General features: G+C 69.6%; 24 protein-coding genes. 22 read left to right on the top strand and 2 right to left on the bottom strand.

Annotation, left to right across the window (positions count from 1 at the left end; all coding sequences use genetic code 11):
• Positions 1-47: 47 nt before the first annotated feature.
• Positions 48-1,127 (top strand): 1-deoxy-D-xylulose-5-phosphate reductoisomerase, encoded by a 1,080-nt coding sequence (gene dxr, locus QZ258_RS07790; protein ID WP_294180237.1) that lies wholly within the window; start codon positions 48-50, stop codon positions 1,125-1,127.
• A gap of 9 nt (positions 1,128-1,136) precedes the next feature.
• Here the strand turns inward: dxr and QZ258_RS07785 are convergent, their stop codons facing one another.
• Positions 1,137-2,519 carry a permease prefix domain 1-containing protein gene (locus tag QZ258_RS07785; RefSeq protein ID WP_294180236.1) on the bottom strand — a complete coding sequence of 461 codons (1,383 nt, stop codon included), beginning with the start codon at positions 2,517-2,519 and terminating at the stop codon, positions 1,137-1,139.
• Positions 2,516-2,875 (bottom strand): PadR family transcriptional regulator, encoded by a 360-nt coding sequence (locus tag QZ258_RS07780; RefSeq protein ID WP_294180234.1) that lies wholly within the window; start codon positions 2,873-2,875, stop codon positions 2,516-2,518. The genes QZ258_RS07785 and QZ258_RS07780 overlap by 4 nt, the downstream gene beginning before the upstream one ends.
• A gap of 96 nt (positions 2,876-2,971) precedes the next feature.
• Between QZ258_RS07780 and QZ258_RS07775 the strand changes: the two genes are divergently transcribed.
• The 21 genes from QZ258_RS07775 to QZ258_RS07675 all read left to right on the top strand — a co-directional run bounded on the left by QZ258_RS07775 (position 2,972) and on the right by QZ258_RS07675 (position 25,439).
• Entirely contained in the window at positions 2,972-4,339 is a 1,368-nt protein-coding gene (locus QZ258_RS07775; RefSeq protein WP_294180233.1) for an RIP metalloprotease, read from the top strand.
• Between the two features lie 155 nt (positions 4,340-4,494).
• Positions 4,495-5,682 (top strand): substrate-binding domain-containing protein, encoded by a 1,188-nt coding sequence (locus QZ258_RS07770; RefSeq protein ID WP_294180231.1) that lies wholly within the window; start codon positions 4,495-4,497, stop codon positions 5,680-5,682.
• A 3-nt stretch (positions 5,683-5,685) separates the two neighbouring features.
• Positions 5,686-6,441 carry an ABC transporter ATP-binding protein gene (locus QZ258_RS07765; protein WP_294180229.1) on the top strand — a complete coding sequence of 252 codons (756 nt, stop codon included), beginning with the start codon at positions 5,686-5,688 and terminating at the stop codon, positions 6,439-6,441.
• A complete protein-coding gene (locus QZ258_RS07760; protein ID WP_294180227.1) occupies positions 6,438-7,151 on the top strand; it encodes an ABC transporter ATP-binding protein in 714 nt (237 codons plus the stop codon). Before QZ258_RS07765 ends, QZ258_RS07760 begins: the two co-directional genes overlap by 4 nt.
• A complete protein-coding gene (locus QZ258_RS07755) occupies positions 7,148-8,023 on the top strand; it encodes a branched-chain amino acid ABC transporter permease (protein WP_294180225.1) in 876 nt (291 codons plus the stop codon). Before QZ258_RS07760 ends, QZ258_RS07755 begins: the two co-directional genes overlap by 4 nt.
• Positions 8,020-9,111: a branched-chain amino acid ABC transporter permease gene (locus QZ258_RS07750; protein ID WP_294180222.1), complete on the top strand. Its 1,092-nt coding sequence runs from the start codon at positions 8,020-8,022 to the stop codon at positions 9,109-9,111. The genes QZ258_RS07755 and QZ258_RS07750 overlap by 4 nt, the downstream gene beginning before the upstream one ends.
• On the top strand, positions 9,108-10,706 hold the full coding sequence (locus QZ258_RS07745) for an AMP-binding protein (protein ID WP_294180221.1): 1,599 nt from the start codon (positions 9,108-9,110) through the stop codon (positions 10,704-10,706). The genes QZ258_RS07750 and QZ258_RS07745 overlap by 4 nt, the downstream gene beginning before the upstream one ends.
• Complete coding sequence (locus QZ258_RS07740; protein ID WP_294180219.1) at positions 10,703-11,362, top strand: TetR/AcrR family transcriptional regulator; 660 nt, start codon at positions 10,703-10,705, stop codon at positions 11,360-11,362. Before QZ258_RS07745 ends, QZ258_RS07740 begins: the two co-directional genes overlap by 4 nt.
• A complete protein-coding gene (locus QZ258_RS07735) occupies positions 11,359-12,117 on the top strand; it encodes a 3-hydroxybutyrate dehydrogenase (protein ID WP_294180218.1) in 759 nt (252 codons plus the stop codon). Before QZ258_RS07740 ends, QZ258_RS07735 begins: the two co-directional genes overlap by 4 nt.
• On the top strand, positions 12,114-13,019 hold the full coding sequence (locus QZ258_RS07730) for an alpha/beta hydrolase (protein WP_294180217.1): 906 nt from the start codon (positions 12,114-12,116) through the stop codon (positions 13,017-13,019). The genes QZ258_RS07735 and QZ258_RS07730 overlap by 4 nt, the downstream gene beginning before the upstream one ends.
• On the top strand, positions 13,016-13,795 hold the full coding sequence (locus tag QZ258_RS07725) for a CoA transferase subunit A (protein WP_294180214.1): 780 nt from the start codon (positions 13,016-13,018) through the stop codon (positions 13,793-13,795). The genes QZ258_RS07730 and QZ258_RS07725 overlap by 4 nt, the downstream gene beginning before the upstream one ends.
• A gap of 1 nt (position 13,796) precedes the next feature.
• The gene (locus QZ258_RS07720; RefSeq protein ID WP_294180211.1) at positions 13,797-14,438 is read left to right on the top strand and encodes a CoA transferase subunit B; all 642 of its coding nucleotides are present in this window, start codon (positions 13,797-13,799) and stop codon (positions 14,436-14,438) included.
• Between the two features lie 37 nt (positions 14,439-14,475).
• Complete coding sequence (locus QZ258_RS07715) at positions 14,476-15,537, top strand: alpha/beta fold hydrolase (RefSeq protein WP_294180209.1); 1,062 nt, start codon at positions 14,476-14,478, stop codon at positions 15,535-15,537.
• 78 nt (positions 15,538-15,615) lie between these two features.
• A complete protein-coding gene (gene ispG, locus QZ258_RS07710) occupies positions 15,616-16,767 on the top strand; it encodes a flavodoxin-dependent (E)-4-hydroxy-3-methylbut-2-enyl-diphosphate synthase (protein WP_294180207.1) in 1,152 nt (383 codons plus the stop codon).
• 144 nt (positions 16,768-16,911) lie between these two features.
• On the top strand, positions 16,912-18,675 hold the full coding sequence (locus tag QZ258_RS07705) for a proline--tRNA ligase (RefSeq protein ID WP_294180205.1): 1,764 nt from the start codon (positions 16,912-16,914) through the stop codon (positions 18,673-18,675).
• A 482-nt stretch (positions 18,676-19,157) separates the two neighbouring features.
• Positions 19,158-20,060 (top strand): endonuclease domain-containing protein, encoded by a 903-nt coding sequence (locus QZ258_RS07700; RefSeq protein ID WP_294180203.1) that lies wholly within the window; start codon positions 19,158-19,160, stop codon positions 20,058-20,060.
• A gap of 228 nt (positions 20,061-20,288) precedes the next feature.
• Positions 20,289-21,269: a transcription termination factor NusA gene (nusA, locus tag QZ258_RS07695; protein WP_294180201.1), complete on the top strand. Its 981-nt coding sequence runs from the start codon at positions 20,289-20,291 to the stop codon at positions 21,267-21,269.
• Between the two features lie 11 nt (positions 21,270-21,280).
• Positions 21,281-21,559 carry a YlxR family protein gene (locus QZ258_RS07690; RefSeq protein WP_294180199.1) on the top strand — a complete coding sequence of 93 codons (279 nt, stop codon included), beginning with the start codon at positions 21,281-21,283 and terminating at the stop codon, positions 21,557-21,559.
• A 97-nt stretch (positions 21,560-21,656) separates the two neighbouring features.
• Positions 21,657-24,359, top strand: a complete 2,703-nt coding sequence (gene infB, locus QZ258_RS07685) for a translation initiation factor IF-2 (protein WP_294180197.1) — start codon at positions 21,657-21,659, stop codon at positions 24,357-24,359.
• A gap of 152 nt (positions 24,360-24,511) precedes the next feature.
• Complete coding sequence (rbfA, locus tag QZ258_RS07680; protein WP_294180195.1) at positions 24,512-24,952, top strand: 30S ribosome-binding factor RbfA; 441 nt, start codon at positions 24,512-24,514, stop codon at positions 24,950-24,952.
• Positions 24,953-24,956: 4 nt separating this feature from the next.
• On the top strand, positions 24,957-25,439 hold the full coding sequence (locus QZ258_RS07675; protein ID WP_294180192.1) for a GNAT family N-acetyltransferase: 483 nt from the start codon (positions 24,957-24,959) through the stop codon (positions 25,437-25,439).
• Positions 25,440-26,204 lie beyond the last annotated feature (765 nt).

The following is a 26,204-nucleotide window of genomic DNA, read 5'->3' as shown; positions in this document are numbered from 1 at the left end:
TGCCCGGGTTTCGCGCTGCGGAGTTCGCAGCGCGTAACCTGGCGCACATGCGTCGCGTGATCGTCCTCGGGTCCACCGGCTCCATCGGAGTCCAGGCGCTCGAGGTGATCGCCGCGAACCCCGACCGCTTCGAGTTGGTTGGGCTCGCCGCCGGCCGCAACAAGGAGAAGCTCGCCGAACAGGTGCTCGCGACCGGCGTTGAGCGCACCGCGCTCGGGGTCGACGAGGCGGTGCAGCTGGTGCGCGACACCCCCGCCGACGTCGTGCTCAACGGCATCACCGGCTCGGTCGGGCTCGCGCCGACGCTCGCCGCGCTCGAGACCGGGGCGACGCTCGCGCTTGCCAATAAGGAGAGCCTGATCGTCGGCGGTCCGCTCGTGAAGGCGCTCGCGAGGCCCGGGCAGATCGTGCCGGTCGACTCCGAGCACTCCGCGATCGCGCAAGCACTGCGGGCCGGATCGGATGCCGAGGTCGCCCGCCTGGTGCTCACCGCATCCGGGGGGCCCTTTCGCGGTCGCAGCCGCGAGCAGTTGCGCGAGGTGACGCCCGCGGAGGCGCTCGCCCACCCCACCTGGGACATGGGCAAGGTCATCACCACCAACTCGGCGACGCTCGTCAACAAGGGCCTCGAAGTGATCGAGGCGCACCTGCTCTTCGACGTGCCGTACGAGCGGATCGAGGTGACGGTGCACCCGCAGTCGATCGTGCACTCGATGGTCGAGTTCGTCGACGGCTCGACGATCGCCCAGGCCTCGCCGCCCGACATGCGACTGCCGATCTCGCTCGGCCTCGACTGGCCGCACCGGGTGGCGGGCGTCGGGGCTCCGCTCGACTGGACGGCGGCATCCGCCTGGGAGTTCGCGCCCCTTGATGAGGAGGCGTTCCCGGCCGTCGCGCTCGCCAAGCGCGTCGGCGCGGCCGGGGCCACGTTCCCCGCAGTATTCAACGCCGCCAACGAGCAGGCGGTCGAGGCGTTCCATGCGGGCGCCATCGGGTTCCTCGACATCCTCGAGACCGTCGAGCGCGTCGTCGAGGCGCACCAGCCGGAGTCCGAGCTGAGCCTGGAGACGGTGCTCGAGGCGGAGCGGTGGGCGCGCGAGTGCGCCGACGCCCTGCTCGCGGGCTGAGCTGGTTCGCTACGCGTAGCCGAACATCGGCGGGAGCGCGACGACCATGAGCAGCGCCCAGCCGCCGAACACGGGCAGGTAGCGCGTCTGCCAGCTCTCGGGGGCAGCGGGGGTGCCGCGGCCTCGCAGTGCGCGAACTCCAAGGGCCGCCGCGACCGCCAGGTTGGCGAAGAGCAGCACGTTGAGTCCGAGCGCCGCAACTCGGTTGGGCGTGAAGCCGAACTCACCGATGCGCGCGAACATCGACCCCAATACGAGAGCGTCGAGCGCCAGGGCTGCCGCGATCGCGACAAGCCGCAGCACATCCATCACCCTCGAGGCTGTCTCAGGGCGCCGGGCCGAGAGGCCGTAGAGCAGCAGAGCGAGCACCACCACCAACACGACGTCGAAGGTGGCGAGCAGCTCGCGGTCGAAGTCGCGGCCGATCCCGAAGGCGGCGTAAAGCGCCGCCGAGATGGCGAGCATGACCGCGAACAGCGGCGTGAAGATGGCCGTCAGCACGGGCGCGATGTTCTCGATCACGCTCTGCTTCGATTCCACCAGCCAGGCCGCCACCACGAGCGAGGCCGCGCCCCCGGAGGGGAGGATCCACGCCGCCAGCTCGGACACCGCGTCTGGCGCGATCGCCCCGATGATGACACTCGTCAGGCCGAACAACACTCCGCCGCCGAGCACGATGAGGACGACGTAGATCGCGAACTCGCCGGTGAAGCGAACAACATCCATGCGGCGCTCTGACGACCGCCACTCGGTTCCGAGATAGGTCAGCGCGACCGCGAACCAGAGCACGACCGGGGAGTGGAGCGCGGCGACCGGAGCTGTGAGGCCGCCGAGATCGAAGGGCGGGATGAGCAGAGCGAGGGTGGTCACCGTCACGAGCGCCGCGGGCGCCGCAATCTCGGCGAGGCTCAGACGCCGCAGCCAGGCGAGGTATCCGATGACGGGCGTCGCGAGCACCGCGGGCAACAGTCCGCTGAACCATCGGAACCCCTCGGCGCCATACGGGGAGTCCGCGCTCACGGCGCCGGTTCCGAGGCGAAGAAGCTGCACGAGTACCGCCGCGCCAAGGGCGAAAGCCACCACGACGAAAAGCTCGTGTCGCCGCACACGACCGGACTCTGCCGCCTCCGGTCCCACCCCAGAGAGCACGAGCTGCTTCCAGAGCCGGGCGCTGTGCACGCGCGCGAACTCGCGGGAGATCGGGTCGAGCGCGCCGAGGCGCTTCGCGGCGACCAGGAACGCCTCATCGTCGTCGAGCCCGGCCGTGCGAAGTGCATCGATCGAGTCGCGCAGGTGCGACTCGAGCTCGTCGGCATCGACCGCGTCGACGGCGCGGCTGCGGGTGGCGAAGGCGCGCCACTCGGCGATCCGGGCCTCGAGTGCGGCGCTCACGCGGTCACCGCCGACCCGAGGCCGAAGTCGAGGCGGCCGAAGGCACGTTCCAGCGCGCCCGAGGCGGTCGCCCACTGCGAGCGCTGTTCGCCCAGGGCGCGGCGGCCGTCGGGGGTGATCGCGTAGTACTTGCGCCGCCGGCCTTCGTCGGAGCTGCGCCACTCGGTGGTGACGTAGCCCAGCCGGTGCAGGCGATGCAGCAACGGATAGAGCATGCCGTCGGTCCATTCGAGTTCGCCGCCGGAGAGCTCGGTCACCCGGCGGAGAATGGCGTAGCCGTAGTTCTCGCCCTCGCTCAGGATCGCGAGCACGAGCGGGGTGGCGATCGCCGCCACCAGGTCCTTGTCGATTCGCATGACACTCCCTCGATACCTTGGGGAACTATACATTGCACAGCAAGGTATGGGCGCGTTTGCGGGCAATTCGCGGCTCGGGCGCATTAGCCTGAGCGCGTGGAAACGGTCCTGCTTTACGCGCTCGGCGTGCTGATCCTGCTCGTCGGATTGATGCTTTCGATCGGCCTGCACGAGGTCGGCCACCTGGTTCCGGCGAAGAAGTTCGGCGTCAAGGTCGGCCAGTACATGATCGGCTTCGGGCCGACGCTGTGGTCGAAGAAGTTCGGCGAGACCGAGTACGGCGTGAAGGCGATCCCGCTCGGCGGCTACATCTCCATGGCGGGGATGTTCCCGCCGGCCAAGCCCGGAGGCAAGGCGCGCACGGCGAGCACCGGCTTCTTCGACACCGTCATGCAGGAGGCGGATGCCCCCGCACGCCGCGGCAGCACGATGATCGCCGAGGCGCGCGAGGCCTCCCTGGACGGACTCGAAGAGGGGCACAATCGCGCCTTCTACAAGCTGGCGACCTGGAAGCGCATCATCATCATGCTCGGCGGGCCGGCGATGAACCTGCTGCTGGCGATCCTGTTCTTCGGGATCGTCTACAGCGGCTTTGGAATCCCGCAGGTGAGCACCACCGTGGGCAGCGTTTCCGCCTGTGTGCTACCCATCACGAGCGAGCGCCAGGAGTGCCTCGACACCGATCCGGCGGCGCCCGGCGCGGCGGCCGGTCTGCTGCCCGGGGACCAGATCGTCGAAGTCGACGGGGTTGCGGTCGCCGGCTGGACCGAGGCGACCGAGATCATCCGCGCGCACCCCGACGAGACGATCTCGTTCGTCGTGCTGCGCGACGGCGCCGAGACTGAGCTGAGCGTGACGCCGATCCTCACCGAGCGCTACACCTTCGATGACGCGGGTGATATGGTGCTCGATGCGAGCGGAGATCCGGTGCTGGAGCCGGTCGGCTTCGTCGGCATCGCGCCCGCCTACGAACGGGTGACCGAGCCGGTCACCGCCGTCATTCCGGCGGTCTGGGATCGCGCCGTCGCGGTGGGGGAAGTCATCATCACCCTGCCGGGCCGCCTGTACGAGCTGGCGGTGTCGACGTTCTCGGGCACCGAGCGCGACCCGAACGGGCCGGTGGGCATTGTCGGCGTCGGCCGGATCGCGGGGGAGATCGCGAGCCTCGACACGATCCCGGTGGTCGATCGCGCCGCGGGCATGATCGAACTGCTCGGCGGGCTGAACCTGGCGCTCTTCCTGTTCAACCTGATTCCGCTCATGCCGCTCGACGGCGGCCACGTCGCGGGCGCGATCGTCGAATCGATTCGGCGCGGCATCGCCAAGCTCGTCGGGCGCCCCGATCCGGGCCCCGTCGATGCGGCCAAGCTCATCCCGGTGACCCTGACGATCACCACGGTGCTGGCGCTCATGAGCGTGTTCCTGATTTTCGCCGACATCGTCAACCCGGTGAGCATTCTCTAATCGCGGGCTCGACAGCGGCGGCCGCCGGGCGGCGATCCGCCGCTTCTTTTGGCGCGCCGTCTTGACTTAGGTGAGGACGATTCCTAGGCTGACTGATACCTGAACCACCTGTCAGGTTCACGCAATCCTTCTACGGCAGCAGGAAAGGTTCCACCATGCGAGTAACGAAGAAGTTGCTAGCGCCGGCGATCATCAGCATCGCCGCCCTGGCTCTCGCGGGCTGTGCGCCCACGTCCGACACTCCGGACAACTCGGGCGAAGCCCCGATCGACATCGCCATCATCACCTCCGAGACCGGGCCGCTCGCGGCCTACGGTGCGTCGTACCTTGCCGGATTCGAGGCAGGCCTCGACTACGCGAGCGACGGAACCGGCACGGTCGACGGCCGCGAACTCAACATCGAGTACGCGGACGACGCCGCCGACGCCGACAAGGCGGTCAGCGCCGCCAAGGACTTCATCGGTCAAGGCTTCAAGATCATCGCCGGCACGGTCTCCTCGGGTGTCGCGCTCGCGGTCGCCGAGCAGGCCGACCAGAACCAGGTGCTCTACATCTCGGGCCCCGCCGCCGCCGACGCCATCACCGGCGTCAACGACTACACGTTCCGCTCGGGTCGCCAGACCTACCAGGACGTCGCCACCGCGGGAACCTTCATCGGTGACCCGGCCGGCCAGGACATCCTGGTCTTCGCACAGGACACCGCCTTCGGCCAGGGAAACCTCGCCGGTGTCGACGCCGTGCTCGGTGCCGCCGGGGCGAACGTCTCCAGCGTCCTCGTTCCCGAAGACGCCACCGAATTCACGCCGTTCGCGCAGCAGATCGTGGACGCCTCCCCGGACCTCGTGTTCGTCGCGTGGGCCGGTGCCACCTCCGGTGCGATGTGGGAAGCCCTCACCCAGCAGGGCGTCTTCGAGGCAACCACCGTCGTGACCGGTCTCGGTGACGTCTCCACCTACGGTGCCTACGGCGCCGCGAGCGACCAGCTCAACTTCCTGAACCACTACTTCGCCGGAGCCGCAGGCAACGACGTCGAAGCGGCGATGATCGCGAGCATCGAGGCCGCGGGCGAGACGCCGGACCTGTTCAGCCCCGACGGATTCGTTGCGGCGCAGATGATCGTTCAGGCCATCCGCGAAGGCGGCGACGACGTCGACGCCATGATCGCGGCGCTCGAAGGCTGGACCTTCGACGGCCCGAAGGGCAGCACCACCATCCGGGCGGACGACCACGCGGTCATCCAGCCGATGTTCCAGGCCCGCCTCGTCGCCGACGGTGACAGCTGGATCCCGGAGCTGGTCGACGTCGTTGACGCCGACACGGTCGCCCCGCCGGTCGCAGGCTGAGTCATGACAGATCGGCCCGTGCTCACCGTCGAGCACCTCGGCCTCTCGATCGGGGGCGCACGCATCATCGATGACGTGTCGCTCTCGGTCGCCGAGGGAGAGATGCTCGGAGTGATCGGCCCCAACGGGGCCGGCAAGACAACACTGTTCAACCTCATCTCGGGTCTGATGGTCCCCACCGAGGGACGCGTCGAACTCGAAGGGGTCGACGTCACGTCGCACTCCATCCCACGACGAGCACGGGCCGGTCTGGGCCGCACGTTCCAGACCTCGAGCCTCTTCGGCGGCTTGACGGCGCTCGAGAACGCGCGGCTGGCCGCCCAATCAAAACTGGGCGGTGCCCTCTCGGTCGTCCGCTTCCCGCGCTCGCGGGACGCGGCGACCGAGATCGCCCAGCAACGACTCGCCGAAGTCGGACTCGCCGACTACGCCGACACCGACGCGGGAGTGCTCTCGCACGGTGACAAGCGCAAACTCGAAATCGCGATGCTGCTGGCCCAAGAACCGCGCGTCATCCTGCTGGACGAGCCGATGGCCGGGGTGAGCTCGGGCGACGTCGCCGGTCTCGTCGAAGTCATCCGCACCGTTCACAAGAGCGGCCGCACCGTCCTCATGGTCGAACACCACATGGATGTCGTGCTCGGCCTCGTCGACCGCGTCGCGGTCATGCACCACGGCAGCGTCCTCGCCTGTGATACCCCCGACAAGGTCATGGCCGACGCCACCGTCCAATCTGCCTACCTGGGGGAGTCACTGTGAGCGAGCCCATCCTGCGCGTGGCCGGTCTGCGCGCGCAGATCGCCGGACAGCAGGTCGTCGAAGACGTCAGCCTCGAGGTTCCCGCCACCGGAGTTACGGCGCTCCTCGGTCGCAACGGCGTCGGCAAGACGAGCACCGTCAAAGGCATCCTCGGGCTGATCGAGCGCAGCGGTGAGGTCGAATTCGCGGGCGACCGCATCGACCGCGAGCCCACGCACCGCATCGTGCAGCGCGGCATCGGCTACGTGCCCGAAGACCGTGAGGTCTTCGCGAGCCTCAGCGTCGCCGAGAACCTGCGCCTCGCCGAGCGCGACCGCGCCCCGCGGCGCGAACTGGTCGCCGAACTCTTCCCCGACATCCACGCCCGTTCGGCGCAACAAGCCGGCACCCTCTCGGGCGGCCAACAGCAGATGGTCTCGCTCGCGCGCGCCCTGCTCAACGACAACCGCCTGCTGCTCGTCGACGAACCCACCAAGGGGCTCGCGCCGCGCATCGTGAGCGAGGTCGCGGTCGCACTCGAAAAGATGGCCGAAGCCACGCCCATCCTGCTGGTGGAACAAAATCTGCAGGTCGTGCGCCGTCTCGCCTCGACCGTGGTCGTGCTCGAAGCGGGACGCGTCGTCTTCGCCGGGAGGGCGGCCGACCTGCTCGACGACGAGGAGAAGACGATGTCGTTGCTGGGCGTTCACTCGGCGGAGGATGCCGCATGAGCACCGTCGTCCTGCTGCTCATCACCGGGCTCGGCCTAGGGGCGCTGTACTTCCTCATCGCCTCCGGTCTCTCCCTCATCTACGGACTCATGGGCGTGCTCAACTTCGCCCACGGCAGCTTCCTCACCCTGGGGGCCTTCGCCGGCTTCGAACTCGCGCGGCGACTCGACGGCGCGAGCTGGGGCACCTTCTTCCTCACCGTGATCCTCGGAGCGCTCGTCGGCGCCGCGGTCGCGGCGCTCACCGAACTGCTGCTCATCAGACGGCTGTACAACCGGCACATCGAACAAGTGCTCGTCACGGTCGGTCTTGCGCTCGCGAGCGTCGCCCTCTTCGAAGGCATCTGGGGCACCGACCCGATCTACGTCTCGGCACCCGAATGGTTCTCGCAGACCACCGAGATCCTCGGGGCGCGCATCCCCAACGACCGCTTCATCCTGATCGCGGCGGCTGTGATCGTGCTGCTCGGCATCGTGTTCTTCCTGCGCTACACGCGCTTCGGCCTCGTCATCCGCGCCGGGGTCGAAAACCGCTCGATGGTCACCGCGCTCGGCATCGACGTGCGCAAGGCCTTCACCGTCGTCTTCGCGATCGGCGGGGCCGCGGCCGGGCTCGGCGGGGTGCTCGCCTCGCACTACTTCGGGTACGTCTCGCCCCACCTGGGCGGATCGCTGCTGATCTTCGCCTTCATCGTCACGGTGATCGGGGGGCTCGGCTCACTCGCGGGCGCCGCCATCGCGTCGGTCATCGTCGCCGTGCTGCAGCAGTTCGCCAACTTCTATCTCGGTGGCACGGGCGACCTCGTCGTCGTGCTGCTGCTCGCGGGCGTCCTGCTCGTGCGACCGTCGGGACTGCTCGGGAGGAAGGCATGAACCGCGTGCGCGCATTCATCACCGCGAACCGTTCGTGGCTGCCCTGGGCCGTCGGTGGGGCGTTCCTCGCCTTCGCCGCGATCCTGCCGCTGCTCGCGATCGAGATCCCGGGCGTCTTCCCGGGGGCCAGCTACACGCCGGGAACCCTGCAACTGCTGGCCTTGTGTCTGCTCTTCGCCTCGCTCGCGCTCAGCTACCACCTGCTGTTCGGCACGGTCGGGCTGCTGTCGTTCGGCCACGCGCTCTACTTCGCGGTTGGTGCCTACGGGCTCGGGATCATTCTCGAGAACACCGAGCTGGAGCTGCTTCCCGCCGTCGGGCTGGCGCTCGCGGCCGCGATCGTGGCGGCGTCGCTGATCGGTGCCGTCAGCCTCCGAGTGACCGGCATCTCGTTCGCCATGGTCACGCTCGCCTTCGCGCAGGCCGGCAACGTGATCGTGCGGCGCAACCCGGCGATCACCGGCGGCGAGGAGGGCATCCGTCTCGACATCGAGCACGTGCCCGACTTCCTCGTCGGCGTGCTCAACACGCGGAACCTCTACTGGCTCACCCTCGTGCTGCTCGTGATCGTCTACCTCGCGGTGCTGTGGTTCGAGAAGTCGCGCGGGGGCCGGGTGGCCGCGGCGACGCGCGAGAACGAGCTGCGTGTGCGCGTCATCGGATTGCGCCCGATCGTCATCAAGCTCGCCGCCTTCGTGCTCGCCTCGGCGCTCGCCGCGCTCGTCGGCATGGCCTACCTGCTGCTGCAAAGCGGTGCCACCCCGAGGGCAACCTCGGCCGACTTCACCCTCACGCTGCTGGTCATCGTCGTGCTCGGCGGTGTCGGCTCGCGCTGGGGGGCCATCGTCGGCGGGGTCGTCTACACACTGCTCGATCAGCGGCTGACCTCGCTCGCGGGCTCCGACGCGATCGCGGGGCTGCCCGACATCCTGCGCATTCCGCTCTCCGAACCGCTCTTCATCCTCGGCACCCTGTTTATCCTGGTCGTGCTGTTCCTGCCCGGGGGCATCGCCGGAATCGCGCGCAGCGCGGTCACCGGTCGAGGCTCGCTCCGCAAGGACCGCGACGAGCTCGAGGAGGTCTCGTGAACCAGGGCGATGGACTGCACACGCTCGGGCGGTGGACAGCGGATCGCGCGCTGGCGACCCCGGATCGCGTGGCGATCGACGATCGCGGTGTCGTGCTCAGCTACCGCGCCCTCGACGAGCGCGCCGCCGCGCTCGCTCAGGCGCTGCTCGACGGCGGCTACGGGGTCGGCGACCGCATCGCCACGATCACCGGCAACAGCGCCGATCACGTCGTGCTGTTCTTCGCCTGCGCCAAGGCCGGGCTCGTACTCGTGCCGCTGTCGTGGCGGCTCTCGCCGCGCGAACTCGCCGAGCAACTCGAACTCGCCGATCCCGCGCTCCTGCTCGTGGAGGAGGAGTTCGCCTCGGTCGCCGACGCGGCCCGGGAGCGACTGGCCGCCCCGATCGCCGTGGGCGCGCTCGGCATGACGGGCATCGAACGCACCGTCATCCCGCCCGTGCGACGCAACTCGGATCCGGTTGCGCGCCGAGCCGTGCGCGACGACGACGCCCTCCTGCTGATCTTCACCTCGGGAACCCTCGACCGTGCGCGCGCCGCGATCCTGACGCACGCCAACTGCTTCTGGACCAACCTGTCGCTCTCGCGCACCGCCGAACTCACGAGCTCCGACGTCGTGCTCGCGGTGATGCCGCAGTACCACGTGGGCGGGTGGAACATCCAGCCGCTCTTGGCCTGGTGGATGGGCGCGACGGTCGTCCTCGAGCGCACCTTCGACGCCGGACGCGTGCTGCACCTCATCGAGGATCGCCAGATCACCTCGATGATGGGCGTGCCCGCGAACTACCTGTTTCTCGCGCAGCACCCGGCCTTCGCCTCGACCGATCTGACGAGCCTGCGACACGCCATCGTCGGCGGGGCGCCCATGCCCGAGCCCTTGCTGCGCGTGTGGCACGGCCGCGGCGTCGCGCTCACCCAGGGCTACGGACTCACCGAGGCGGCGCCCAACGTACTGTGCCTGCCCGACGAGGATGCGCGGCGCAAGGTCGGCTCCGCCGGCAAACCCTACCCGCACGTCGAGGTCGCGCTCGCCGACCCCGTGACCGGCGAACACGTCACCGGGCCCGGCTCCGGGGAACTGCTCGTGCGCGGACCGGGCGTCTTCGCCGGCTACTTCCGCGACCCGGCGCAGACCGCCGCGACGATGCGCGGGGGCTGGCTCGCGACGGGCGACCTCGCGCGCCGTGACTCCGAGGGCTACTACCGCGTCATCGACCGGCTCAAAGACATCTTCATCACCGGAGGCGAGGGGGTTGCTCCCGCCGAGATCGAGAGCGTGCTGTTCCAGCATCCGGCCGTCGCGGACGTCGCCGTCGCGGGGGTGCCCGACGACACCTGGGGCGAGGTCGCCGTGGCCTGGGTGGTGGCACGGCCCGGTGTCGCGACCGATGAGCACGACCTGCTGCAGCACTGCGAAGGCGCGCTCGCGCGATTCAAAGTGCCCAAGCATGTGCGTTTCGTTGCGGCCGTCCCGCGGTCCGCCGCGGGCAAGTCTTTGCGCCGCGCGCTCGTCGCCGAGTGGCTTGCCGAGAGCGCTCTCAACGTGGTCGACGGGGCCGAGGCGCCCGCCGACACCGCCCCGGAGCGACGGTCATGACGATCACGCCGCCGCGCACCCCGCGCGGAACGCGCACCCGGGCCAAACTCATCGAGGCCGCCGAGCACGTCTTCTCCGAGTTCGGCTACGCCGACGCCTCCGTGGTGCGCATCACCGAGCGCGCGGGCGTCGCCCAGGGCACGTTCTACCTGTACTTCGAGAGCAAACTGCAGATCTTCGAAGAACTCGTCGAAGACCTCAACCACCGCGTCCGACTCGCTATGAGCGAGGGGGCCCGTGGAGCCGCCGGGCGCATCGAAGCGGAACGCGCCGGATTCCGGGCCTTCTTCCGATTCACCGCCGAACACCCCGCCCTCTACCGGATCATCCGCGAGGCGGAATTCGTCTCGCCCCGCTCGCTGCGTCTGCACTACACGCGCATCGTCGAGGGCTACATCGATGGGCTCACCCAGGCGCAGGCCGACGACGAGATCAGCGACATCGACCCGGTCGTCGCCGCCTGGGCCCTGATGGGTGTCGGCGAAATGATCGGGATGCGCTGGGTGCTCTGGGGCGACGGCGATGCGGCGGGCGACGACGCCGACCCGACCGCGAGCGGCACCTCCGAGGTGCCCGACCATGTCTTCGACGAGATGATGCGCTTCATTCGGGGCGCCCTGACGGCGCCCAAGACCGAGGGGACGGCGACACCATGACCGAGCACACCGCGCCACTGAGCGGACGCCACGCGATCGTCACCGGGGGCGGAAGCGGAATCGGTGAGGCGTGTGCGCGGGCCCTCGCCGCCGCCGGCGCGCGCGTCACCGTTGCCGACATCGACCTCGCCGCCGCGGAGCGCGTTGCCAGCGACCTCGGCGGAGCGGCCTGGCAGGTCGACCTCGCCGACACCGCCGCGCTCGCCGACCTGAGCCTCGATGCCGACATCCTCGTCAACAACGCCGGCATCCAACGGGTGAGCCCGATCCAAGACTTCGACCCCGAATTCTTCGCGCGCATGCTGCGCATCATGCTCGAGGCGCCGTTCCTGCTCATCCGCGCGAGCCTGCCGCACATGTACGCGCAGAACTTCGGGCGCATCGTCAACATCAGTTCCGTGCACGGGCTGCGCGCCTCGCCGTTCAAATCCGCCTACGTCGCCGCCAAGCACGGCCTCGAAGGGCTCTCGAAGGTCGCGGCGCTCGAAGGCGCCGAGCATGGGGTCACGAGCAACTGCGTGAACCCCGGCTACGTGCGCACGCCGCTCGTCGAGAAGCAGATCGCCGACCAGGCGCGGGTGCACGGCATCCCCGAATCCGAGGTCGTCGAAAAGGTGATGCTCACCGAATCCGCAATCAAACGTCTGCTCGAACCGTCCGAAGTGGCCGACCTCGTCGTCTGGCTGTGCGGTGACTCGGCGGGCATGGTGACCGGCACGAGCCACACGATGGACGGCGGGTGGTCGGCGCGATGACCGAGTACCGACCTCTCACCGCGCCCGTGCGCGGCGGGGAGCTGGCGGCGGGGGAGTGGCGCACCGGCGCCGAACCCCTCGCCCCCGTGCTTGCGGTGCACGGCATCACGGCCTCCCACCGGGCCTGGCCGCTCGTCGCCGAGCGACTTCCCGGGACGCGCATCCTCGCCCCCGACCTGCGCGGGCGCGGTCGCAGTCGCGACCTCCCCGGGCCCTGGGGCATGCCGCAGCACGCCGACGACCTCGCGGCGCTGCTGGATGCCGCCGAAATCGACCGGTGCCTCGTGCTCGGGCACTCCATGGGAGCCTTCGTCGCCGTCGAACTCGCCCGGCGCCACCCCGACCGCGTGACGGGCCTCGTGCTCGTCGACGGCGGGCTGCCGATCCCGCGCCCCATCGGCATCAGCGACGACGAGCTCGCCGCGGCCCTCATCGGCCCCGCGGCGGCGCGGCTCTCAATGACGTTCCCCGATCACGCCGCCTACCGCGACTACTGGCGCGACCACCCCGCCTTCGCCGCGGAGTGGAGCCCCACGATCGAGCAATACATCGACTACGACCTCGTCGGGGAGGTGCCCGCCCTGCACCCCGCGACGCGTCTGGAAGCGGTGCAACAGGACTCCCTGCAACTGGACGGCGACACCGAATACGCCGCGGCGCTCGCCGCGCTGCCCGTCGGCGTCGACTTCCTCCGGGCCCCGCGCGGGCTGCTGAATCAGGTTCCGCCGCTCTACCCCGACACCGAAATCGCGCGCTGGAGCGCGGCGTTGCCGAAGCTCGCCACTCACGAAATCGCCGACGTCAACCACTACACGATCGTCATGGGCGAGCGCGGCGCCGATGCCGTCGCCGACCTCGTCGCGCGACGGCTCGTCGAGACACACACAAGGAGCACCGGATGAGCATCGACAAGACGGTGGCGACCGCCGCCGACGCGGTCGCCGATATTCCCTCCGGGGCATCCATTGCCGTCGGCGGGTTCGGCCTGAGCGGAGCGCCGATGGCTCTCATCGAAGCACTGCTCGCCCAGGGGGCCGACGAACTCGACATCGTCAGCAACAATTGCGGCGTCGACGACTGGGGCTTGGGGCTCCTGCTCGCGGCTGGACGCATCCGCAAAATGACCTCGTCCTACGTCGGCGAGAACAAGGAATTCGAGCGCCGGTACCTGAGCGGCGAACTGGAGCTGGAGCTCACCCCGCAGGGAACACTTGCCGAAAAGCTCCGCGCGGGCGGCTCCGGCATCGCCGCGTTCTTCACCCAGACCGGCGTCGGCACGCAGGTGGCGGAGGGCGGACTACCGCGCCGCTACGCGCCCGACGGCACCATCGCCGTCGCCTCGCCTCCCAAAGAGGTGCGGCGGATGACCTACGCCGGCCGCGAGCGCGACTTCGTGCTCGAAGAATCGATCACCACCGACTTCGCGCTGCTGCACGCCTGGCGCGGCGACCGGCACGGCAACCTCGTCTTCCGCAAGGCGACCCGCAACTTCTCCCCCCTCGCCGCCATGGCCGGCCGCACCTGCATCGTGCAGGTCGAAGAACTCGTCGAACCGGGCACCATCGACCCGGACTCGGTGCACCTGCCGGGCGTCTACGTCTCGCGCATCCTCGAGGTCGGCGGCGACATCGAAAAACGCATCGAAAAGCGCACCGTCAGCTCGGCGAAGGAGTCCTGAGATGCCCCTGGATCGCATTGGAATGGCCGCGCGGGCGGCGCTCGAACTCCCCGACGGCGCCTACGTCAACCTCGGCATCGGGCTGCCGACGCTCGTGCCGAACTACCTGCCCGAAGGGCGCACCGTCGTGCTGCAGTCCGAGAACGGCATCCTCGGCGTCGGCCCCTACCCGAACGAGGACGCGGTGGACGCCGATCTCATCAACGCGGGCAAGGAGACCGTCACAACCCTGCCCGGCTCGGCATTCTTCGACTCCGCCACGAGCTTCGGCATGATCCGCGGCGGCAAGATCGACGCCGCGATCCTCGGCGCCATGCAGGTTTCCGAACACGGCGACCTCGCCAACTGGATGATCCCCGGAAAGATGGTCAAAGGCCCCGGCGGGGCGATGGACCTCGTGCACGGGGTGCAGCGCGTCATCGTGCTGATGGAACACGTCGCCAAAGACGGCTCGGCCAAGATCGTGCGCCAGTGCTCGCTTCCGCTCACCGGGCGCGCCGTCGTGCACCGGATCATCACCGACCTCGCCGTGATCGACGTCGAGCCGGACGGACTCGTGCTGCGCGAACTCGCCCCCGGCGTCACCGTCGACGAGGTGCGCGCCGCCACCGAACCGGAGCTGCGCGTCGCACTCACCGAGTAGATCCCCGCACCACCCTCGAGAACAAAGGAGTTCCTTGATGTCGCAGTCCCTCTTCGCCGGAATCGTCGCCCACGACGTGACGACGCCGCGCCTGACCGCTCGCGTGCTGGAGCGCGCCGCGACCGGCGCGGCCGCCGGAACGGTCGTGCTGATCCACGGCAACGTCTCCTCCTCGCTGTTCTTCCAGCCGACGATGCTCGACCTGCCCGCCGAATACCGGGCGCTCGCCATCGACCTGCGCGGATTCGGGGAGAGCCAGACCCTCCCCGTGGACGCGACGCGCGGCGTGCGCGACTTCTCCGACGACGTGGCCAGCGTGCTCGACGCGCTCGACGTCACCCGCGCGCACCTGCTCGGCTGGAGCATGGGCGCGGGCGTCGTCATGCAGCTCGTGCTCGACCGACCCGAACTGGTGCAGAGCCTGACGCTCGAATCGCCGATCTCGCCCTACGGCTTCGGCGGCACCGGCGCAGGCGGAAAGCGCCTCGACCCCGACGCCGCCGGCACCGGCGGCGGGGGAGCGAACCCCGACTTCGTCGGACGCCTCGACGCGGGCGACACCAGCGCCGACGAGCAGACCTCGCCGCGATCGGTGTACCGCACGGCGTACGTCGCGCACCCGGAGAAGATCGACAACGAAGACCTCTGGGTCGCCTCGATGCTCACCACCAAGACCGGCGTCGACAACTACCCGGGCGATGCTCGCGTCGTCGAGGCCTGGCCCGGCTTCGCCCCCGGCGGGCGCGGCGTGCTCAACACGATGTCGCCCGAGCACTTCGACACCACCGGAATCGTCGACCTGGCGAATAAGCCCCCCGTGCTCTGGGTGCGCGGCACCGCCGACGCGATCGTCTCCGACGGCTCCTTCTTCGACCTCAACATGCTCGGACAGGTCGGCGCGATCCCCGGCTGGCCGGGCTCCGACGTTGCGCCGCCGCAGCCGATGGTGAGCCAGATGCGCGAGGTGATGGACCGCTACGCCGCCGCCGGCGGCTCGTATCAAGAACTCGTCTTCGACGACTGCGGGCACTCGCCGCACCTCGAACAGCCCGCCGAGTTCGCATCCGCTTTCGCGGCCCACCTCGCGGCGGCGAACTAGCGGCAGGTGTCGTGGTGGGGCCGAGACGCGCGGCCCCGCCACAGCGACACCCACGCTTCGACCCGTAGGCTGGGGTCTGTGCCTGCACTGAACATTGGGATGCCGAAATCCGCCCCTGAGACCCTTGCTCCGCGACGCAAATCGCGTCAGATCAAGGTCGGCAAGGTGCTCGTCGGCGGTGACGCACCCGTCAGCGTGCAGTCGATGACGACCACGCCGACGACGAACATCAACGCCACCCTGCAGCAGATCGCCGAACTCACCGCCTCCGGCTGCGACATCGTGCGCGTCGCCGTGCCGAGCCAGGACGACGCGGATGTGCTGCACATCATCGCCAAGAAGAGCCAGATCCCGGTCATCGCCGACATCCACTTCCAGCCGAAGTACGTGTTCCAGGCGATCGACGCCGGCTGCGCGGCCGTGCGCGTCAACCCCGGCAACATCCGCAAATTCGACGACCAGGTCGGCGCCATCGCCAAAGCCGCCAAGGATGCGGGCGTCAGCCTGCGCATCGGCGTCAACGCCGGCAGCCTCGACCCGCGATTGCTTGAAAAGTACGGCAAGGCCACCCCGGAGGCGCTCGTCGAAAGCGCCGTGTGGGAAGCGTCGCTCTTCGAAGAGCACGACTTCCACGACTTCAAGATCTCGGTCAAGCACAACGACCCGATCGTGATGGTCAAGGCCTACCGTCAGCTCGCCGAACGCGGTGACTGGCCCCTGCACCTCGGTGTGACCGAGGCGGGCCCCGAGTTCCAGGGCACCATCAAGAGCGCGACCGCCTTCGGCATCCTGCTCTCCGAAGGAATCGGCGACACCATCCGCGTCTCGCTGTCCGCGCCGCCCGCCCAGGAAGTCAAGGTGGGCCTGCAGATCCTGCAGTCGCTCAACCTGCGCGAACGCAAGCTCGAAATCGTGTCGTGCCCCTCCTGCGGCCGCGCCCAGGTCGACGTCTACACGCTCGCCGACGACGTCACCGCGGGCCTCGAAGGCATGAGCGTGCCACTGCGCGTGGCCGTCATGGGATGTGTCGTCAACGGGCCCGGCGAGGCGCGTGAGGCCGACCTCGGCGTCGCCTCCGGCAACGGCAAAGGCCAGATCTTCGTCAAGGGCGAGGTCATCAAGACCGTGCCCGAGTCCGAGATTGTCGCCACGCTCATCGAAGAGGCCAACCGCATCGCGGCCGAGATGCCGCCGGGTGAGAGCGGCACGCCCGAGGTCGTCACGGTCTAACTCGACGCGGTCGCGGTCGCGGCCGTGACGCGCCGCACGGTCAACGTCGAGGTTCTTGCGGTCGCGGGCGAGGCGCCCATCCGCGGTGCTGCCGACGCGTGAGCGCGGCGCGACGAGCACGGGCGCGGGTTTAGGCTGTTCGCCGTGCCTACGCTCCTGTCTCAGCTGTTTGTCCGAACCCTCCGCGAAGACCCGGTCGATGCCGAGGTCGCGAGCCACCGACTCCTCGTGCGCGCCGGCTACATCCGCCGCCAGGCGCCCGGCATCTTCGCCTGGCTGCCGCTGGGACTGAAGGTCCGCCGCAAGATCGAGACGGTCATCCGCGAAGAGATGGAGCGCGCGGGCGCGCAAGAGGTGCACTTCCCGGCGCTGCTGCCGCGCGAGCCCTACGAGGCCACCGGCCGGTGGGAGGAGTACGGCGACGGCATCTTCCGACTCAAGGACCGCAAGGGCGCCGACTACCTTCTCGCGCCCACGCACGAAGAGGTCTTCACCCTGCTGGTGAAGGACCTCTACTCGAGCTACAAAGACCTGCCGCTGTCGATCTACCAGATCCAGGACAAGTACCGCGACGAGGCCCGGCCGCGTGCCGGCCTGCTGCGCGGGCGCGAGTTCTCGATGAAAGACGCGTACTCCTTCGACTACACGGATGCGGGACTCGACGCCTCCTACCAGGCGCAACGCGACGCCTACGAGCGCATCTTCACCCGCCTCGGACTCGAATACGAGATCGTGCAGGCCGACGCCGGCGCGATGGGCGGATCCCGCTCCGAAGAGTTCCTGCACCCCACCCCGATCGGCGAAGACACCTTCGTGCGCTCGGCGGGCGGGTATGCCGCCAACGTCGAGGCGTACACGACCACCGCGCCGCCCGCCCGCCCGATCGACGGCCTCGCGCCCGCGGTCGTGCACGACACGCCCGACACCCCGACGATCGCCACCCTTGTCGACGTCGCCAACCAGAACCACCCGCGCCCCGATGGACGCGACTGGACCGCCGCCGACACGCTCAAGAACGTCGTGCTCGCCCTCACCCACGTGGACGGCTCGCGCGAACTCGTCATCGTCGCGGTGCCCGGCGACCGGGACGTCGACATGAAGCGCGCCGAGGCGGCGTTCTCGCCCGCCGAAGTGGAAGCCGCCACGCCCGACGACTTCGAGAAGCAGCCGCTCCTCGTCAAGGGCTACATCGGACCGTGGAGCCCCACCGGGGCGGTGCTCGGCGCCGAATCGGCCACCGAGATCCGATACCTGCTCGACCCGCGCATCGTCGACGGCACCGAATGGATCACCGGGGCCAACGCCGACGGAAAGCACGTCTTCGGCCTCGTCGCCGGGCGCGACTTCGTCGGCGACGGCACTGTCGAGGTCGCCGACGTGCGCGAAGGTGACCCCGCCCCCGACGGCTCCGGGCCCGTCGAGTTGCTGCGCGGCATGGAGATCGGGCACGTCTTCCAGCTCGGGCGCAAGTACGCGGAATCCCTCGGGCTCAAGGTGCTCGACGAGAACGGCAAGCTCGTCACCGTCACCATGGGCTCCTACGGCATCGGCGTGACCCGCATCCTCGCCGCCATCGCCGAGACCACCGCCGACGACCGCGGACTGCTCTGGCCGGCGGAGGTGGCGCCCTTCGACGTGCACGTCGTTGCCACGGGCCGCGACGCCGCCGCGTTCGAACTGGCCGCCTCGGTCGCGGGGGAGTTGGAGGCATCCGGCCGGGACGTGCTCTACGACGACCGCCCGAAGGTCTCGCCCGGGGTCAAGTTCGGCGACGCCGAGCTGCTGGGTGTGCCGACGATCGTGATCGTGGGACGCGGTGCCGCCGACGGGCTCGTCGAGCTCTGGGATCGCCGCAGCAACGAGCGCACCGAGGTGCCCGCCGCCGAGTTGCTCGCGCGTCTCGGCTAGCGCGCCGCGCTGCGCTGCGCGCTGCACGCCGCCCTGCCGCGCGCCCCCGCCGCACGCTGCACGCTCGCGCGCTCCCTCTCTCCCGCCGAGCGGTGCCAAACGTGGGGTGTGAGAGCCTGCAATCGCACGTTTCGCACCGCTCGCGGGTGTGCGGAGGGCTCGCCCGCACTCCCGCCGACCTGCCGCACGCTGCACGCTCGCTCCCTCCCGCGCACGCTGCGCTCCCGCCCGCTCCCGCCCGCTCCCGCCGAGCGGTGCCAAACGTGGGGTGTGAGAGCCTGCAATCGCACGTTTCGCACCGCTCGCGGGGTGGGCGGAGGCTCGCGGGGGTGCGAAGCGCCCGCCCGCGACCGCCGAGCGTGCGAGACGTTCGATGTGCAACCCAGCGTTCGCACGTTCTCCACCGCTCGCGGCGAGCGGGATTCCTCCCCAACCGCACGCGCGGACAGCCGCAGCGACACACGGTTCGCGAGCATGGAGGAATGCGCCGCGCTGCGATCCCCACTGAACTGAGGCTCGGCCCCGCCACGACGGGAGAGGCGCTCGCCGCCGGCGTCACGGCCGGACGGCTCCGGTGTGCGGATGTCGCGCATCCCTTCCATGGCGTGGTGATCTTCGGCGCCGCGCCGAGCGACCTTCTCGAGCGGTGTCGTGCCTATGCGACGCGGCTCGCGCCGGGCCAATTCTTCGCACATCGCACCGCGTTGAGGCTCATCGGGGCGTCGCTGCCGGGCGAGAGCGCCGACGAGCCGCTGCACCTCGCGGTCCTCGACCCGCGCACGCCGCCGCGCGCTCGCGGGGTGCACGGGCACCGGGTTTCGCAGGTCGGCGTCGGTTTCGTGCACGGTCTCCCGGTGCTCGATCCGGCGGATGCGTGGTGCCACGCGGCTGCGACCCTGGGTCGGCGGGACGCCGTCGCGGTCGGGGACTCCCTCGTTTCGCGTCGGCGGAGCACCCCGCGCATCCCTCCCGCGTGCACCCTCGACGAGCTCGCTGCGGCCGCGGCCCGTCACGCCGGCAAGCGCGGCGCGCAGACCGTGCAGTGGGCGCTCCCGCGCGTGCGCGAAGGTGTCGACTCGCGCCCCGAAACGCACATGCGGCTGCTCCTGGTCGCCGCGCGACTGCCGGAACCATCCCTCGGTGTCGAGATCGTGGATGCCGAGGGAGTCATGCATCCTGACCTCGCCTATCCGGATGCGCGAGTCGCCTTCGAATACGAGGGCGATGTCCATCGCATCGATCGAGCGACGTGGATGCGCGACATCTCCCGCCGCGAACGAATGGAAGCCGCCGGGTGGCGGGTGATTCGCGTGACGGCGGCGGATGTGTACGCGCACCCGGAGCTCTTCGTTGCGCGTGTGCGGCGCATCCTTGCGTCGCGCTGACGCGCGCGCCGCGCCGCGCGCGCGCCGGAGCCTGCGAGCGGTGCCAAACGCGCGAGCGGTGCCAAAAGCGCGATGCTGGCCGCGCGCATCCGACTTTTCGCACCGCTCGCGGGGGATGGCGCGGGGTCCAGCGCGTCCACAGCGCGTCCACGCCGCGGCGACGCTCGGTTAGACTGCATCGATGCGGCCGCAGCTGGGCCGCCCACAATCTGAATAGCGGAGGCCTAGATGGACATCGACCTCGGAATGCTGCGGCTCATGGAGCGCGAGCGAGAGATTCCGTTTGACGAACTGGTCGGAATCATCGAGCAGGCCATCCTGACCGCCTACCTCAAGCACACCGACCAGGGCCCCGAACTGGGCGCGCGCGTCGAACTCGATCGCAAGACCGGCCACATCACCGTGTACGTCCCGGAGCGCGACGAAAACGACGAGATCATCGGCGAGGCCGTCGACAACCCCGCCGACTTCGGGCGCATCTCGGCCTTCGCCGCCAAACAGGTCATCTCGCAGCGCCTGCGCGACATCGGCGACGACAAGGTTCTCGGCGAATTCAAGGGTCGCGAGGGCGACATCGTCGCCGGCGTCATCCAGCAGGGCCCCAACCCGCGCATGATCCACGTCGACCTCGGCGCGGTCGAGGCGATTCTGCCGCCCGAGGAGCAGGTGCCGGGCGAGGACTACGCGCACGGCTCGCGCATCCGCGTCTACGTCACGAGCGTCAGCAAGGGCCCGAAGGGTCCCGCGATCACGGTCAGCCGCACCCACCCGGGGCTCGTGCGCAAGTTGTTCGCGCTCGAGGTTCCCGAGATAGCCAGCGGCATCGTCGAGATCGCGAGCCTCGCCCGCGAGGCCGGCCACCGCAGCAAGATCGCGGTGCGCGCCCTCGAGCCGGGGATCAACGCCAAGGGCGCCTGCATCGGCGAACTCGGCCAGCGCGTGCGTGCGGTCACCGCGGAACTCGGCAACGAGAAGATCGACATCGTTGACTACTCGGATGACCTGGCGACGTTCGTCGCGAGCGCCCTCAGCCCGGCGAAGGTCACGAGCGCGTTCGTCGTCGACGAGTCGCTCAAGGCGGTCCGCGCGCTGGTGCCCGACTACCAGCTCTCACTCGCCATCGGCAAGGAGGGCCAGAACGCCCGACTGGCCGCCAAATTGACGGGTGCACGCATCGACATCCAGCCTGATTCGGTGATGGAGTCCTGAGCCGGGGTAGGATGGAAGCCGTCAGAACCTGCCTGGGTTGCCGACAGCGCGCTCCCCGCTCCTCGTTATTGAGGGTGGTCGCGCGCGACGGACGGGTCGTCGCGGATGCGGCGGCACGACTTCCGGGCCGGGGCGCCTGGGTGCATGACAGCCCCGAGTGCATTGACACCGCGATCCGTCGCCGGGCCTTCGGGCGGGCGCTGCGGGTCACAACCGGACTCGACACCTCGAGTCTGAACATGCTGGAATCCGGCGCGAATGACCGCCCCGGAACCGAACGGACTGAATAGGCCGAAAAGCACATGGACAAGTAATGAGCAACTCGAAATGAGTTCCCTCACCCTTTGATGTCCGCTCCTGCCTGGAGTGGACCCAGACAGGAGAATTGTGGCTAACCCCCGCGTGCACGAGATCGCGAACGAACTCGGCATCGACAGCAAGATCGCTCTCGCGAAACTCACCGAAATGGGTGAGTTCGTCAAGAGCGCCTCATCCTCGATCGCCCCGCCGGTCGCTCGACGCCTGAAGCAGGCGCTCGAAGCCGAAGGCGTCGCCAAGCCCGCTGCCGCGCCCGCGGCGAAGCCGGCTGCCAAGCCCGCGCCGAAGCCCGGCCCGAAGCCGGCTCCCGCCGCGCCGGAAGCCGCGGCACCCGCCCCGGCTCCGGAGGCGGAGAAGCCCGCTCCCGCGCCGGCGCCCGCCGCCGACGCCGAGAAGCCGGCCGCCGAGCCGACCGCAGCGAAGCCTTCGGGCGACGCGCCGCGCCCCGGCACCCCGCGTCCGGGCAACAACCCGTACTCCAGCTCGCAGGGCATGGCGCGCCCCGGCGCCCCGCGCCCCGGCAACAACCCGTACTCCAGCTCGCAGGGGATGCCTCGGCCCGGTGGCGGTGGCGGCAACATTCCGCGCCCCGCGGCGCCGCGTCCCGGTGCTCCGCGCCCGGGTGCCCCGCGCCCCGGAGCGCCCCGTCCGGGTGCCCCGCGCCCCGGTGGTAGCGCCCCGTTCCAGCAGCGCCCCGGCGGTGGCGGTCGTCCCGGCGGTGCCGGTGGCGGCTTCCAGCGCCCCGGCGGCGGCCCCGGTGGTGGCGGCTTCGCCGGTCGTCCCGGTGGCGGCGGCGGTCGTGGCCGTGGTCCCGGCGGTGGCACCGCGGGTGCCTTCGGTCGCGGTGGCGGCAAGAGCAAAGCCCGCAAGTCGAAGCGCACGAAGCGCGCCGAATTCGAGATGCGGGAGGCCCCGACGCTCGGTGGCGTCGCGATCCCGCGCGGCGATGGCAGCAAGGTCATTCGCCTGCGCCGCGGCGCATCCATCTCGGATCTGGCCGACAAGCTCGAGACGCTGACGAAGTACTCGGTGCAGCCGGGCGCGCTCGTCACGGCGCTGTTCCACCTCGGTGAGATGGCGACGGCGACCGAGTCGCTCGACGAGGCCACCTTCCAGATCCTCGGTGAAGAGCTGGGCTACAAGATCCAGATCGTCAGCCCCGAAGACGAAGACAAGGAACTCCTCGCCGCCTTCGATCTCGACCTCGAGCAGGAGCTCGAAGACGAGTCGGACGACGAGCTCGAGATCCGGCCCCCGGTCGTCACCGTCATGGGTCACGTCGACCACGGTAAGACCAAGCTGCTCGACGCGATCCGCGAGGCGAACGTCGTCGCGGGCGAGGCCGGTGGCATCACGCAGCACATCGGTGCGTACCAGGTCTGGACCGAGCACGAAGGCAACGAGCGTGCCATCACCTTCATCGACACCCCGGGTCACGAGGCGTTCACCGCCATGCGTGCTCGTGGTGCGCAGGTGACCGACATCGCGATCCTCGTGGTTGCCGCCGACGACGGCATCATGCCGCAGACGGTGGAAGCCTTGAACCACGCGCAGGCGGCCAACGTGCCGATCGTGGTCGCGGTCAACAAGGTCGATAAGGAAGGCGCCAACCCCTCGAAGGTGCGTCAGCAGCTCACCGAGTTCGGCCTGGTGGCCGAAGAGTTCGGTGGCGACACGCTCTTCGTCGACGTCAGCGCGCTCAAGCAGAAGGGCATCAACGAACTTCTCGATGCCGTGCTGTTGACGGCGGATGCCGGACTCGACCTGCGCGCGAACCCCAACAAGGACGCGCGCGGCGTCGCGATCGAAGCGAAGCTCGACAAGGGACGCGGTGCCGTCGCGACGGTGCTCATCCAGTCGGGAACGCTGCGCGTCGGTGATGCGATCGTCGCGGGTACGGCCTACGGCCGCGTCCGTGCGATGCACGACGAGAACGGCGACCCGGTGGAGGAGGCCTACCCGGCCCGCCCCGTGCAGGTGCAGGGTCTGTCGACCGTGCCCCGCGCCGGTGACACCTTCCTCGTCACCGAGGAAGACCGCACCGCCCGTCAGATCGCCGAAAAGCGTGAAGCGGCCGAGCGCAACGCCCTGCTGGCCAAGGCCCGCAAGCGCATCTCGCTCGAAGACTTCACGAAGGCCCTCGAAGACGGCAAGGTCGAAAGCCTCAACCTCATCATCAAGGGTGACGTTTCCGGTGCCGTTGAGGCGCTCGAGGAGGCCCTGCTCAAGATCGAGGTCGACGACAGCGTCCAGCTGCGCATCCTGCACCGCGGTGTGGGTGCCGTCACCGAGTCGGACATCGACCTGGCGACGATCGACAACGCGATCGTCATCGGCTTCAACGTGCGACCGGATGTCAAGGCGCGCGAGCGTGCCGCCCGCGAGGGAATCGACGTGCGGTTCTACTCGGTCATCTACGCGGCGCTCGACGACATCGAGGGCTCGCTCAAGGGCATGCTCAAGCCGGAATACGAAGAGGTTCAGTCGGGTGTCGCGGAAATCCGCGAAATCTTCCGCTCCTCCAAGGCCGGCAACATCGCGGGTGTCATCGTCCGCTCCGGCACGATCACGCGCAACGCCAAGGCGCGGGTCATCCGTGACGGTGTGGTCGTCGGCGACAACCTCGCCATCGACTCGCTGCGTCGTTTCAAGGACGACGTCACCGAGGTGCGGACGGACTTCGAGGCCGGTATCGGTCTCGGCAAGTTCAACGACATCCAGATCGGTGACGAGATCGAGACGATTGAAATGAAGGAAAAGGTCCGGGCGTAGGTCTGGTGCCGGATGCGGCCGGGGCATTCCTCCGAGCCGCATCCGGCGACCACCCCTTCGAGGTGGTCGCTGCCAGGCCCAACCAGCGGCCCGGAGAAATACCCCGACCGCTCCCAAGCTGACGGCCGGCGAAGAAGACAGGTGAGGGAGAGATGGCTGCTGGAGATCGCGCCGCCAAGATGGCGGACCGCATCAAGGAGATCATCGCGCGTCGGCTCGAAAAGGGGCTGCGCGATCCGCGTCTCGGATTCGTGACGATCACCGACGTGCGCGTCACCGGTGACCTGCAGCACGCGAGCGTGTTCTTCACCGTGTACGGCTCCGACGAGGAGCGCGCCGACTCGTGGGCCGCCCTCAAGTCGGCGACCGGGTTGCTGCGCACCGAGGTGGGCAAGAACATCACGGCGCGTCTGACGCCGAGCCTGGAATTCATTCCGGATGCCCTCCCCGAGAACGCGGCCGCCCTCGACTCGCTGCTGAAGACGGCGCACGAGCGCGACGAGGTGGCGCGGCAGTCCTCGGTCGGCGCGGCGTATGCCGGCGACGAGGACCCGTACGTCAAGCCGCGCGAGCTCGACGACGACGAGGACTGAATCCGTGCCTCCGCTGATTCGCCGCGCGACGGCAGCGGATGCGGACGGAGTTGCGCACGTCCACGTGCGCTCGTGGCAGGAGACCTACCGCCATCTGGTGGCGCCCGAGCAACTCGACGCGCTGCAGGCCGAGGATCGTGTCGAACGCTGGCGCGAGATCATCACCGGTTCCGAGGAAGAGGTGTGGGTCGCGACCGACGGCGACGAGGTCGTCGGGTGGGCCGCCGCATCCGGTCGGGATGCCTCGCGGCATCCGCGTGGCCGTGAGCTGAACGGGCTGTACCTGCTGGCGGCGCATCACGGCACGGGCGCAGGAGCCGCGCTGTTCGAGGCCGCGCTCGCGGATTCCCCCGCATTCTTGTGGATCGCGCAGAACAACCCACGCGCGGCCGCGTTCTATCGCAAGCATGGCTTCGCGCCCGACGGTGCGACGAGCGAGTACGCGACGCTCGGCACGACGATGCTCATCGAGCGCTGGGCGCGCTGAGCGCGGCTGCACGGTCTCGCCGGCGCGCTCTTCCGAACACGCCGCATGCCCCACGAACCCCCGCGAGCGGTGCGAAACGTGGGGTGTGGGGCGTGTGGATCGTGCTTTTGGCACCGCTCGCGTTGCACCCCCGCACCGGCCCGCGAGCTGCGCGCACACCCGCGCCCGCTTCCGCCCCCACATCTCCGCGAGCGGTGCGAAACGTATGGTGCGCGGCTGCGGGATCGCACTTTTCGCACCGCTCGCGTGGGTGTGCGGGCGACGTGGGTGCGAGATCACGGGGATGCGCGGGTCGCGCGGTGTCGCGCAGCCGTGCGCAGTGCTCGTCACTTCGAACCCCGCGAGCGGTGCGAAACGTGCGATGTAGGGCGCCGGGATTGCACTTTTGGCACCGCTCGCGGCGCGGGGTGCGCGGGGTGCGTTCCCTCGTGCCCCGCGAGCGGTGCAAAACGTGGGGTGCGCGGCTGCGGGATCGCACTTTTGGCACCGCTCGCGTGGGTGTGTGGGCGACGTGGGCGCGGGATCACGGGGATGCGCGGGTCGCGCGGTGTCGCGCAGTCGTGCGCAGTGCTCGTCACCCCGAACCCCGTGAGCGGTGCGAAACGTGCGATGTAGGGCGCCGGGATTGCACTTTTGGCACCGCTCGCGGGGAGGGGGGCGGGGGTACGCGCGGGGTGCGCGGGGCGCGCAGGGTGCGGGGGTACGCGCGGGGCGCGCAGGGGCGCGCAGGGTGCGCGCGGGGCGCGCAGGACGCGCAGGGCGCGC

Origin of the sequence: uncultured Schumannella sp., assembly GCF_905479755.1 — a bacterium.
Classification (GTDB): domain Bacteria; phylum Actinomycetota; class Actinomycetes; order Actinomycetales; family Microbacteriaceae; genus DCRR01.
Note: the sequence above shows the minus strand (reverse complement) of the source record. Positions and strands in the feature narration are given on the sequence as shown.